The organism is Pseudomonas syringae (genome assembly GCF_001698815.1).
GTDB lineage: Bacteria > Pseudomonadota > Gammaproteobacteria > Pseudomonadales > Pseudomonadaceae > Aquipseudomonas > Aquipseudomonas syringae_A.
The window spans coordinates 41,252-54,155 of the sequence record NZ_LGSI01000051.1 but is presented as its reverse complement, the minus strand read 5'-3'; the positions used below and the strand labels follow the sequence as shown (position 1 = coordinate 54,155).

Here is a 12,904-nt window from a genome sequence, read left to right as displayed (position 1 = left end):
CATGTCGAAATTTTTTATCGACCGCCCGATTTTCGCGTGGGTAATTGCCCTCGTGATTATGCTGGTCGGGGCTTTATCGATCCTCAAGTTGCCGATCAACCAGTACCCGAGCATTGCGCCACCGGCCATTGCGATTCAGGTTACTTACCCGGGCGCTTCTGCACAGACCGTGCAGGACACCGTGGTTCAGGTGATCGAGCAGCAGCTCAACGGTATCGACAACCTGCGTTATGTTGGCTCGGAAAGTAACTCCGACGGCAGCATGACCATCACTGCAACGTTTAACCAGGGCACCAACCCGGATACGGCGCAGGTTCAGGTCCAGAACAAACTGAACCTGGCAACGCCGCTCTTGCCGCAGGAAGTTCAGCAGCAAGGCATCCGGGTAACCAAGGCAGTGAAAAACTTCCTGATGGTTATCGGTCTGGTGTCTGAAGACGGAAGCATGGGCAAGGAAGACTTGGCCAACTACATCGTCTCGAACATGCAGGACCCTATCTCCCGTACTTCCGGTGTGGGCGACTTCCAGGTGTTCGGTGCCCAGTACGCCATGCGTATCTGGCTCGATCCGGCCAAGCTGAACAACTTCCAGCTGACGCCAGTGGACGTGAAAACCGCCATTGCTGCGCAGAACGTGCAGGTTTCTTCCGGTCAGCTGGGCGGTTTGCCAGCGATGCCGGGCCAGCAGCTCAACGCAACCATCATCGGCAAGACGCGTCTGCAGACCGCCGAGCAGTTCGGCAACATCTTCCTGAAAGTGAATCAGGACGGCTCGCAGGTTCGTTTGCGTGACGTGGCCCGTGTTGGCCTGGGTGGCGAAAACTACAGCATCGACGCGCAGTTCAACGGCAAGGCAGCCTCCGGTCTGGCAATCAAGCTGGCAACCGGTGCCAACGCACTGGACACCGCCAAGGCGATTCGCACCACGGTTGCTCAACTCGAACCGTTTTTCCCGCCGGGCATGAAAGTCGTTTATCCGTATGACACGACGCCAGTGGTCAGTGAATCGATTTCCGGCGTGGTGCATACGCTCGGCGAAGCGATTGTGCTGGTGTTCCTGGTGATGTACCTGTTCCTGCAGAACTTCCGCGCCACGATCATCACCACGATGACCGTGCCCGTAGTATTGCTGGGTACGTTCGGCATCCTCGCGGCCTTCGGCTTTACCATCAACACCTTGACCATGTTCGGCATGATCCTGGCCATCGGCTTGCTGGTGGACGATGCGATTGTGGTGGTGGAGAACGTCGAGCGGGTGATGGCGGAGGAGAAACTTTCGCCGCGAGAAGCCACGATCAAGTCCATGGAGCAGATCCAGGGCGCGCTGATCGGTATCGCTCTGGTGCTGTCGGCGGTTCTGCTGCCAATGGCGTTCTTCGGTGGTTCCACCGGCGTGATCTACAAGCAGTTCTCGATCACGATTGTTTCGGCCATGGCCCTCTCGGTGGTCGTCGCGTTGATCTTCACCCCGGCCTTGTGCGCCACCATGCTCAAGCCGATCGACCATGAAAAGCACGGTCAGCCAAAACGCGGCTTCTTCGGCTGGTTCAACCGGACCTTCGACCGCAGCGTGCAGAGCTACGAGCGTGGCGTGGGCAATATGCTCAAGCACCGCATCCCGGCATTCCTGGTCTACATCCTGATTTTTGCCGGCATGATCTGGATGTTCACGCGCATTCCAGCGGCGTTCCTGCCTGAAGAAGACCAGGGCGTGATCTTTGCCCAGGTACAGACACCGGCGGGTTCTTCGGCCGAGCGTACTCAGGGCGTGATCGACAACATGCGCAAGTACTTGCTTGAAGAAGAAGGCGGCGCGGTTGCCTCGGTATTCACCGTAAACGGCTTCAACTTCGCGGGTCGCGGTCAAAGTTCGGGTCTGGCCTTCATCATGCTCAAGCCATGGGGCGATCGCTCCGCAGAAAACAGCGTGTTTGCGCTGGCCAAACGGGCACAGGCGCACTTCTTCGGCTTCCGTGATGCAATGGTGTTCGCCGTGGTTCCGCCAGCGGTTCTGGAACTGGGTAACGCCACGGGCTTCGACATCTTCCTGCAGGATCAGGGCGGTGTCGGCCATGCCAAGTTGATGGAAGCTCGCAACCAGTTCCTCGGCATGGCGGCGCAAAGCAAGATTCTGGCGGGCGTACGTCCCAACGGCTTGAACGACGAGCCGCAGTATCAGCTGACCATCGACGACGAACGCGCCAGTGCCTTGGGCGTGACGCTGTCGGACATCGACACCACGCTGTCCATCGCGCTGGGCGGTAGCTACGTCAACGACTTCATCGACCGTGGTCGAGTCAAGAAGGTGTATGTGCAGGGTGAAGCCAATGCCCGCATGAGCCCCGAAGACCTGAAGAAGTGGTACGTACGCAACGCCAAGGGCGAAATGGTGCCGTTCGCATCGTTCGCTTCCGGTACCTGGGTTTACGGCTCACCAAAACTGTCGCGCTATAACGGTGTGACCGCAGAGGAAGTGCTCGGTACTCCGGCGCCGGGTTATAGCTCGGGTGAAGCAATGGCTGAAGTCGAAGCCCTGGCCAAGAAACTGCCAGCGGGTATCGGATATTCATGGACCGGCCTGTCGTACGAAGAACGTCTGTCCGGCTCGCAAGCGCCCGCGTTGTATGCGTTGTCGCTGCTGGTGGTGTTCCTCTGTCTGGCGGCACTCTATGAAAGCTGGTCGATTCCAATCGCCGTGTTGCTGGTGGTTCCGCTCGGGGTTATCGGTGCGTTGATGGCAACCAGCCTGCGTGGTTTGTCCAACGACGTATTCTTCCAGGTGGGCTTGTTGGTGACGGTAGGTCTGGCGGCGAAGAACGCGATCCTCATCGTGGAATTCGCCAAGGAACTGCATGAACAGGGCAAGAGCCTTGTGGATGCAGCAATCGAAGCCTGCCGGATGCGTCTGCGACCGATTGTGATGACGTCCATGGCGTTCATCCTCGGCGTTGTACCGCTGGCGATTTCCACCGGTGCGGGTTCGGGCAGTCAACATTCGATCGGTACTGGCGTAATCGGCGGTATGATCACGGCCGTTGTCCTGGCGATCTTCTGGGTACCATTGTTCTTCGTCTCGGTATCCTCGTTGTTCAAGGGCAAACAGAAAGAAACTTCACATGATGAGGCTGGCCAATGAGCAAGTCCCTGATCTCTCTGGCGGTCACCGCGTTCATTCTCGGCGGCTGCTCGTTGATCCCTGAGTACAATCAGCCTGCAGCGCCGGTCGCGGCGCAGTATCCGCAAGGTCCGGCGTATTCGCCGGCCGAAGCGGCCAACGTTGCGGCGGCGGAACAAGGCTGGCGTCAGTTTTTCCATGACCCGGCCCTGCAACAGCTGATCCAGACGGCACTGGTCAATAACCGTGACCTGCGCGTCGCGGCGCTGAACATCGACGCCTACCGTGCGCAATACCGCATCCAGCGTGCCGATCTGTTCCCGGCGGTTTCCGCCACGGGCAGTGGTAGCCGTCAGCGGGTTCCGGCAAACCTGTCCACCAGCGGCGAGTCGGGCATTACCAGCCAGTACTCGGCCACATTGGGCGTCAGCGCCTACGAGCTGGACCTGTTCGGTCGCGTACGCAGCCTTAGCGAACAAGCGCTGGAGACTTACTTCTCCAGCGAAGAAGCGCGCCGCAGCACACAGATCAGCCTGGTGGCCAACGTCGCCAATGCTTACCTGACGTGGCAAGCCGACCAGGAACTGCTCAAGCTGACCCAGAACACCCTCAAGGCGTTCGAAGAAAGCTATCGCCTGACTTCGCGCAGCAATGAAGTCGGTGTGTCGTCGGCGCTGGACCTGAGTCAGTCGCGGACCTCGGTGGAAAGTGCGCGGGTTTCCCTGGCGCGCTACCAGCGTCAGGTTGCCCAGGACCTCAACAGCCTGACGCTGTTGCTCGGTTCCGGCCTGCCGAACAACCTGCCACAAGCCCAGCCTCTGAGCGCGGACCTGCTGAGTCTCGTACCCGCCGGCATGCCTTCGGAGCTGTTGCAGCGTCGTCCGGACATCCTGCAGGCCGAGCATGAACTCAAGGCTGCCAACGCCAATATCGGCGCGGCACGTGCTGCGTTCTTCCCGAGCATCAGCCTGACGGCCAATGCCGGTACGATCAGCCCGGACTTGTCCGGTCTGTTCAATGGCGGTTCGGGTACCTGGTTGTTCCAGCCGAGCATCAACATCCCGATCTTCAACGCCGGTAGCCTGCGCGCCAGCCTGGATTACTCGAAAATCCAGAAAGAAATCAGCGTCGCCAACTACGAGAAGGCGATTCAGACGGCGTTCCAGGAAGTTTCCGACGGTCTCACTGCACGTAAAACCTTCAACGAGCAGTTGCAGGCGCAAAGTGATTTCGTTGCCGCCAACCAGGACTACTACCGTCTGGCCGAGCGTCGCTATCGCATTGGCATCGACAGCAACCTGACCTTCCTCGACGCCCAGCGCTCGTTGTTCAGCGCGCAGCAGTCGTTGATCACCGACCGTTTGTCCCAGCTCACCAGCGAGGTCAATCTGTACAAGGCTTTGGGCGGTGGCTGGTACGAGCAGACCGGACAGGCCAAGCCAATCTCGCAAGAGAAGCCGAGCGTTCAGTTGTTCTGATCGCAGCGCCATAAAAAAACCCACCAATTCAGGTGGGTTTTTTTTGATCTTTAGAAGTACGCCTCAAGCAGCCGCGCTACGCATCAATGATCTTCGTGCAGATACGCCGGCTGTTTCGGCAGACGCAGGCTGAACAGGAACGCGATGGCCATCATGACCGTTACGTACCAGTAAAAGTTGCTCTCCATGCCCATGTTCTTCAGGTTCAACGCCACGTACTCGGCAGAGCCGCCGAATACAGCATTGGCCACTGCATAGGCCAGACCCACACCCAACGCACGCACCTGCGGCGGGAACATCTCAGCTTTGACCAGGCCGCTGATCGAGGTGTAGAAGCTGACAATCGCCAGCGCCAGGGTGATCAGGACAAACGCCATGAACGGGTTGGTGGTGGTTTTCAGGGTCATCAGAATCGGCACGGTGCACAGCGTGCCCAGCGCGCCGAACCACAGCATCGAGTTACGACGACCGATCTTGTCCGCGAGCATGCCGAACAACGGTTGCATGCACATATAAAGGAACAGCGCGCCGGTCATGATGTAACTGGCGGTCTTGGGGTGCATGCCGCCGGTGTTCACCAGGTATTTCTGCATGTAGGTGGTAAAGGTGTAGAAAATCAGCGAGCCGCCAGCGGTGTAACCCAACACCGTAATAAAGGCTGCCTTGTGATCGCGGAACAACGCGCTGATGCTGCCGGCGTCTTTATCCTTGCGGCTTTCAGCAGTAGTGGTTTCTTCCAGGCTGCGACGCAGAAACAGTGAAATCACCGCTGCAACGGCGCCAATGACAAACGGAATCCGCCAGCCGTAGTCGCGCAATTCTTCAGTGCTGAGGAACTGCTGCATGATTACTACCGTCAGCACCGCCAGCAACTGGCCGCCGATCAGTGTCACGTACTGGAACGATGCGAAAAAACCGCGCTGCCCGCGCAAAGCGACTTCGCTCATGTAGGTGGCGGTCGTGCCGTACTCGCCGCCGACCGACAAGCCCTGAATCAGACGCGCCAGCAACAGCAGCGCCGGTGCCCAGGCGCCTATCGACGCATAAGTCGGCAGGCAGGCGATGATCAGCGAGCCGCCGCACATCATCAACACCGCAATCATCATCGAGTTCTTGCGGCCATGTTTGTCGGCCACCCGACCGAACAGCCAGCCCCCGATAGGCCGCATCAAAAACCCGGCGGCAAACACGCCAGCGGTATTGAGCAATTGCACGGTTGGATCGTCTGACGGAAAAAAAGCGGGCGCAAAGTAGATTGCGCAGAAGGCATAGACATAAAAGTCGAACCACTCGACGAGGTTGCCGGAAGAAGCACCGACAATCGCGAATATCCTCTTGCTGCGTTCTTCACCTGTGTAATGCGTCGTTGTCATTATTTTTCCCCATAAGTGTTAAACAGCATTTCAAGACATAACCTGTAACATTGTTGCCGAAGAGCGCGCAACAATTTGAAAAGAATTAGCGGGTTGCCTGATTACCTGTAGGACCGGATTTATCCGGGAGGGGCCAGACTTGTCGCCAAGTGTCTATTTGGCACAATTCGATGTCAGGCCTGACACCCTCGCGAATGAATTCGCTCCTACGGTCGTAGTAAGCGCTGCACAAAAACAATCACCCAAGCCGTCGATTTGCCTTTTCGTGGAGGCAGTCGACGACTCGGGTGAGTGTAATTTGCGGGTGTAGCGTTACCGCTCAATCGCCAGTGCAAGGCCCTGCCCTACTCCGACACACATGGTCGCCAGGCCTCGGCGGCCGCCGCTTTTTTCCAGTTGATGCAAGGCCGTCAGCACCAGGCGCGCGCCGCTCATGCCCAGCGGATGCCCCAGGGCAATGGCGCCGCCGTTAGGATTGACCTGCGGCGCATCGTCGGCCAGACCCAATTCGCGCAACACCGCCAAACCCTGGCTGGCGAATGCTTCGTTGAGTTCGATCACATCGAAATCCGCCACCGCCAGACCCAGGCGTTCCACCAGTTTGCGCACGGCCGGCACCGGGCCAATGCCCATGACGCGTGGCGCCACACCGGCGCTGGCCATGCCAAGAATCCGTGCGCGCGGGGTCAGCCCGTGTTTTTTTACCGCGTCGGCCGAAGCCAGAATCAGCGCTGCGGCGCCATCGTTGACGCCCGAAGCATTGCCCGCGGTGACGGTCTTGTCAGGACCATTGACCGGTTTGAGCTTGCTCAGGGTTTCCAGGCTGGTGTCGGCACGAGGATGTTCGTCCTGCTCGACCACCGTTTCGCCCTTCTTGTGCGCCACGCGTACCGCAACGATTTCCTCTTTGAAAAAGCCCGCAGCCTGGGCGGCGGCAGTGCGCTGCTGGCTGCGCAGGGCGAAAGCGTCCTGATCGGCTCGAGAAATCTTGAAATCATCGGCGACGTTATCGCCGGTTTGTGGCATCGAATCGACACCGTACTGCGCTTTCATCAGCGGATTGACGAAGCGCCAACCGATTGTGGTGTCTTCCAGCTTCATGTTGCGCGAATACGCCGCATCGGCCTTGCCCATGACAAATGGCGCACGGGACATCGACTCGACGCCGCCAGCAATCGCCAGCTCCATCTCACCAGAAGCAATGGCGCGGAACGCCGTACCGATGGCGTCCATCCCCGAAGCGCAAAGCCGGTTGAGGGTCACGCCGGGAATGCTCTCGGGCAAGCCCGCCAATAACGCCGCCATACGCGCGACGTTGCGGTTGTCTTCGCCAGCCTGGTTGGCGCAGCCGAAGAACACTTCGTCGACTTCATTCCAGTTCACTGAGGGGTTGCGCTCCATCAGCGCCTTGATCGGCACGGCGGCCAGATCGTCGGCGCGCACGCTGGCCAATCCGCCGCCGAAGCGACCAATCGGGGTGCGAATCGCATCGCAGATAAAGACTTCACGCATCACGCTTCTCCCGGCGCCTGGCCGTGAGCGGCAGCGGTTCGCGCTTCCAGATCACGCAGGGCAGTCAATTCAACATCAGTTGGGTCGGCGGAAAACTCGACGTTCTCGGCAAAGCGCACGTCCCAACCCGTGGCGGCAATCACCTGTTCGCGGGTCACGCCCGGATGCAGCGTGGTGACGACAAATTCGTTGGTGTCCGCTTCAGGTTCCATGATGCACAGATCGGTGATGATCCCCACCGGTCCGGCGCCCGGCAGGCCCAGGCGTTTGCGCGAATCGCCGCCTTCGCCATGGCCAACCGAGGTCATGAAGTCGAGCTTGTTGACGAACGCCCGCGCCGATTGCTTGAGGATGATCAACACCTGTTTGGCCGAACCGGCGATTTCCGGCGCCCCACCGGCACCCGGCAAACGCACTTTAGGATTGTGATAATCGCCGACGACCGTGGTGTTGATATTGCCGAAACGGTCGACTTGCGCGGCGCCGAGGAAGCCGACGTCGACCCGGCCGCCTTGCAGCCAGTAGCGGAAGATTTCGCTGGTGGACACTACGGTGTCGGCGGTTTCAGCCAGTTCGCCGTCACCAATCGACAGCGGCAATACCGAAGGCTTGGCGCCAATCGGGCCAGATTCGTAAATCAGCACCACATCCGGCGAGGACGTCAGCCGCGCCAGGTTGGCCGCCTTGGAAGGCAGGCCGATGCCGACGAAGCAGACCGCTCCATTGCGCAAGCGACGTGCGGCGGCAATGGTCATCATTTCATTGGTGGAGTAGTTCATTATTTTGCCTCCGGTGCGGCCAGCTTTTGCTGAAACTTGCTGAAATCAGCGGTGCCCAGAATGTATTCGTCGATCCAGGCGGTGAAGCTTGCGCGGTCGCGGGCAATCGCGTCCCAGGCCTGGTAGAAACGGTTGTCGCGCTCGTAGTAACCATGGGCATAAGAAGGGTGCGCGCCGCCCGGCACCAGGCAAACCGCGCTCAAAGCCCAGGTCGGCAGGACGCAGGCGTTCATCGGCGCTTGCAGGTCATCGACGATTTCTTCGACGGTCACGATGCAACGCTTGGCAGCCAATGCGGCTTCTTTCTGCACACCGAGAATGCCCCACAGCAGCACGTTGCCTTTGCGGTCGGCTTTCTGTGCATGAATCACGGTGACATCGGGACGCACCGCAGGCACCGCAGCGAGCACTTCGCCGGTGAACGGGCAAGTGACGGTCTTGATCAGCGGGTTGACCTTGGGCAGATCGGAACCGGCATAGGCGCGCAGCACGGCAAACGGCAACCCGGAAGCACCTGCGACGTAAGCATTGGCCAGGTCGGCGTGGCTGTGCTCTTCAATCTCGATCGAATGCGGCCACTGCTTTTCGACGGCATCACGCAGACGGTGTAGCGAACCAACACCAGGATTGCCGCCCCAGGAAAAGATCAGGCGCTTGGCGCAACCGGCACCGATCAACTGGTCGTAGATCAGGTCCGGCGTCATACGCACCAGAGTCAGATCCTTTTTGCCCTGACGGATGATTTCGTGGCCAGCAGCGGTTGGGATCAGATGGGTGAAGCCTTCCAGCGCAACGGTGTCGCCATCGTTGACGAATTGCTTCACGGCGTCGCGTAGAGAAAGTATTTCAGCCATGAGGGTGCTCCCGAACTCAAATCTTGTCATTGGACAGCGCAAAACTTCTGCGCTGGAATGGAAGTGAGGTTATGCCGGGGCACCCAGGCAAACAATCCGATAATCGACTAAGTGTTCGTTAATCGCACAAAATTAGATTCGGCTCAAGTAAACAGCTGCGTGCTCAGATCCCGACTGGCATCCAGCATGATCGGCAGGAAACGCTGCTCCAGATCGCTGCGTGCGACCCGCCCGGCGCTGGTGCTGACATTGAGCGCGGCCAATACCTGACCCGACGCATCGTAAACCGGCACGGCAATGGAACGCAGGCCTTGTTCCAGCTCCTGGTCGACAATGCACCAACCTTGCTGGCGAACCTGCTGCAAGCATTCGAGCAATTCCTGTTGCGTGCGAATGGTGCGGCTGGTCTTGGGCTGCAAATCCACGTGATCCAGGTATTCGTGCAGGGAAACATCATCCAGCGCTGCCAGCAGGATCCGGCCCATGGAAGTGCAATACGCCGGTAGCCGACCGCCCACCGCCAGGTCCACGGAAATCAACCGCTGGGTCGTCGCCGAGCGCGCGATGTAAAGAATGTCGTCGCCTTCGAGGGTCGCCATGTTGCACGCCTCGTGCAGCAGATCACTCATGCGATCCAGATACGGCTGGGAGGAAACCGCCAGCGGCGTCGACGACAAGTAAGCATGACCCAAGGTCAGCACCTTGGGCAGCAATGAATAGGTACGCCCGTCCGTTGTCGCGTAGCCGAGTTTGATCAGGGTTAATAAACAGCGGCGCACGGCAGCGCGGGGAATTTCCGTGCGGTGGCTGATCTGGGCGATGGTCAGATGGCGTTTACGTTCCTGAAACGCATGGATCACCGCCAGCCCACGCGCCAGTGAAGTCATGAAATCCGGGTCACCGGTAAAAGCCTGAATGCGCTTGGCGGGCGACGCCACGATCGGCGGCGCCAGCGAGGCGAAAGAATTACGCAGTTCGTCGTTCATCGTTTTTACCTTCACCCATACCCTTTCAGGCCTTATATACCGCCACTTTCAAGGGTTTTGGAACCCGCAGCCCTTAACACTTTGGGCGATTATCGAACAACTGGCCGATAATCGCAATTGACCCACTGCGAAGATACTTATACCTTTCACCTGCCAATAAGTGGCTTCTTGGAAATACTGGTCAGGTACCCACTGAGAAGTCCTAGGCGCGGCCTTGCCCACTAAGCAAGGCCGTTTTTATTTCTGCGCATTGATAGCCTAAAGCCATTTCTCTCCCTCACGCCCTTTTTGCACAAAGCAAAACAGCCAATGCAGTTCATGCGGTTGCAAAAAAACGTCAGAATTTTGGCCGACTGCGTCAATATCACGTGTATGAAAGTTTCGTAATATTCATCACCCACCTGAACTTCGGAACAGTCGTACAGAAAATTCGCCCTTAGTGAAGTCGTCGGCTACTCAACCTTCACATATAGTTGACGAGACTGAAGTTCTTGGAGATAGTGTCAGTCAATTGGCTGGCAATAACGATTCGCAGTGAATGCAAGGCGCACCGCCATACCCGGTTCTCATACCTGAATCACTGCACTGCAGCGGTGCATCGCTTCTTAATCCTGCGAAATGAATACTGCCGCCAATATAGCTATCGCGTTTGCAACTTGACCTTGTCGCTACGACAGCGCTGTTTCTGGTGTCCGTAGCCGCGAGCAGCAAGAAGACGTTCAGCTTCATGTTCCAGGTCCCAGGGTATCTGTCTGGCCGGTCGGCCATTACAGCGTCGTACGTTGGGATGATCATGTTCGAACACTTCTGCGCTTGCGATATCACCAGAGTTAACTCAACTTAATCAGGTAATACAGTGACGAAAGATGAACTGCGCGCGGAACTTGAGCGCAAGGAACAACGTTTCAAGGATGTTTACGGCGGGGAAATCACCACCTACGCCGCGCAACCAGAGCCAGAACGCAAGCCTTGGCGCAAAAAAGCCAGTCTGCTGGATCAAGCGTTCAAGCAAGAATTGCAGAAGATGGAAAACGACCTGAAAGAAGAGCTCTAACACCTCCCAATCCCCGGCGCACGGCGTTTGGCGGACTCGGTCGACCTCTTCAAGGCAATTGCGTCTCTGGGTTGCAGTCATGAAACAAGTGCATTACGGCTTCCCCGACCAACTCAGGGGCGGGGTATTTATGCACTGATTTTCATTGTCTGGCGATACCAGTGAGCGGCTGACACATCGATCAGTATTTTTTCTGTCATAATCCCGCCCCCTTCAGACCGGGTCAGAAAACCTTCATGATCGATTTATTCAGCGGGCTAGATGCTTGGGTACTTGTGAGCTTGCTGCTCGCCCTGGCTTTCGTCCTCACCTTCGAGTTCATCAACGGCTTTCATGACACCGCCAACGCGGTGGCGACAGTCATTTACACCAAAGCCATGCCGCCTCATCTGGCAGTGTTCTTCTCGGGTGTGTTCAACTTTCTCGGCGTGCTGCTGGGCGGGGTCGGCGTGGCATATGCCATCGTTCACCTGCTGCCGGTCGAGTTGTTGATCAACGTAAACACCGGCCACGGCCTTGCCATGGTGTTCTCACTCCTGGCAGCGGCCATCACGTGGAACCTCGGCACCTGGTACTTCGGCATTCCGGCGTCCAGTTCGCACACGCTGATCGGTTCGATCCTCGGTGTGGGCCTGGCGAACGCGTTGATCAACGACATCCCGTTGGCCGATGGCGTGAACTGGCAGAAAGCAATCGATATCGGCGCTTCGCTGGTGTTCTCGCCGCTGGCCGGTTTCCTCGTCGCCGCACTGGTGCTGATCGGGCTGAAATGGTGGCGTCCGCAATCGAAGATGCACAAGACGCCGGATCAGCGCCGCAAACTCGATGACAAAAAGCATCCGCCCTTCTGGAATCGCCTGGTACTGGTGATTTCCGCCATGGCGGTGAGCTTCGTGCATGGTTCCAACGATGGCCAGAAAGGCATCGGCCTGATCATGCTGGTGCTGATTGGCATCGTGCCTAGCCAGTTCGTTCTGGACTTGAGCAGCACCACGTACCAGATCGAACGTACTCGCGATGCGACCCTGCACCTGAGTCAGTTCTATAACCGCAACAGCGCGACACTGGGCGAGTTCCTGGCCCTGGGTAAAGCGGAGAAAGGTGATCTGCCGGCCAGTTCAAGCTGCAATCCGGATCAGACCGAACCCACCATCGACGCCCTGCTCGATACATTGAAAGGTGTTTCCGATTATCACGCGCTGCCGGCCGAACGCCGCATTGAAGTGCGTCGTTATTTGCTTTGCCTAGACGACACTGCGCGCAAGGTGGCCAAACTGCCAACCCTGGACGCACGTGAAAAGTCCGATCTGGACAAGCTGCGTAAAGACCTCACGGTCACCACCGAATACGCGCCGTTCTGGGTGATTCTGGCGGTCGCGCTGGCATTGGGTGTCGGCACCATGGTCGGCTGGAAGCGTGTGGTTCTGACCATTGGCGAGAAGATCGGCAAACAAGGCATGACTTACGCTCAAGGCATGTCGGCACAGATCACCACCGCCAGCGCCATCGCCTTGGCTAACGTGTTCAGCCTGCCGGTTTCCACGACGCATATTCTGTCGTCTGGCGTGGCCGGCACCATGGTCGCGAATAAAAGTGGCCTGCAAGGCGGCACGGTCCGCAACATCCTGCTGGCCTGGGTGCTGACCCTGCCAGCGACTGTCGGGCTGTCGGCCGGTTTATTCTGGGTCGCTTCGAAAGTTCTGGCTTGACCGCCATCAGGTAAGTAAGCAGCGCCATCGCGGGCAAACCGCGA

The 12,904-nt window shown here is 58.2% G+C and carries 9 protein-coding genes; 4 read left to right on the top strand and 5 right to left on the bottom strand.

The window, feature by feature from the left end:
- Nucleotide 1 precedes the first annotated feature (1 nt).
- Nucleotides 2-3,136 (top strand): efflux RND transporter permease subunit, encoded by a 3,135-nt coding sequence (locus AFK24_RS17530; RefSeq protein ID WP_065834427.1) that lies wholly within the window; start codon nt 2-4, stop codon nt 3,134-3,136.
- Nucleotides 3,133-4,593 carry an AdeC/AdeK/OprM family multidrug efflux complex outer membrane factor gene (gene adeC, locus AFK24_RS17525; RefSeq protein ID WP_065834426.1) on the top strand — a complete coding sequence of 487 codons (1,461 nt, stop codon included), beginning with the start codon at nt 3,133-3,135 and terminating at the stop codon, nt 4,591-4,593. The genes AFK24_RS17530 and adeC overlap by 4 nt, the downstream gene beginning before the upstream one ends.
- 83 nt (nt 4,594-4,676) lie before the next feature.
- Here the strand turns inward: adeC and AFK24_RS17520 are convergent, their stop codons facing one another.
- From AFK24_RS17520 to pcaR, 5 genes are all read right to left on the bottom strand, one after another.
- Nucleotides 4,677-5,966: an MFS family transporter gene (locus AFK24_RS17520; RefSeq protein ID WP_020293051.1), complete on the bottom strand. Its 1,290-nt coding sequence runs from the start codon at nt 5,964-5,966 to the stop codon at nt 4,677-4,679.
- A 312-nt stretch (nt 5,967-6,278) separates the two neighbouring features.
- The gene (gene pcaF / locus AFK24_RS17515; protein ID WP_170826352.1) at nt 6,279-7,481 is read right to left on the bottom strand and encodes a 3-oxoadipyl-CoA thiolase; all 1,203 of its coding nucleotides are present in this window, start codon (nt 7,479-7,481) and stop codon (nt 6,279-6,281) included.
- Nucleotides 7,478-8,260 (bottom strand): CoA-transferase subunit beta, encoded by a 783-nt coding sequence (locus AFK24_RS17510; protein ID WP_170826358.1) that lies wholly within the window; start codon nt 8,258-8,260, stop codon nt 7,478-7,480. Before AFK24_RS17510 ends, pcaF begins: the two co-directional genes overlap by 4 nt.
- A complete protein-coding gene (locus tag AFK24_RS17505; protein ID WP_065834423.1) occupies nt 8,257-9,111 on the bottom strand; it encodes a CoA transferase subunit A in 855 nt (284 codons plus the stop codon). Before AFK24_RS17505 ends, AFK24_RS17510 begins: the two co-directional genes overlap by 4 nt.
- Nucleotides 9,112-9,254: 143 nt before the next feature.
- The gene (gene pcaR, locus AFK24_RS17500) at nt 9,255-10,097 is read right to left on the bottom strand and encodes a pca regulon transcriptional regulator PcaR (protein ID WP_065834422.1); all 843 of its coding nucleotides are present in this window, start codon (nt 10,095-10,097) and stop codon (nt 9,255-9,257) included.
- Nucleotides 10,098-10,953: 856 nt separating this feature from the next.
- On the opposite strand from pcaR, the gene AFK24_RS17490 reads away from it, so the two are divergent.
- Nucleotides 10,954-11,151, top strand: coding sequence for a hypothetical protein (locus tag AFK24_RS17490; RefSeq protein ID WP_065834420.1), 198 nt, complete (start codon nt 10,954-10,956; stop codon nt 11,149-11,151).
- Between the two features lie 236 nt (nt 11,152-11,387).
- Nucleotides 11,388-12,860, top strand: coding sequence for an inorganic phosphate transporter (locus AFK24_RS17485; RefSeq protein WP_065834419.1), 1,473 nt, complete (start codon nt 11,388-11,390; stop codon nt 12,858-12,860).
- Nucleotides 12,861-12,904: the final 44 nt, after the last annotated feature.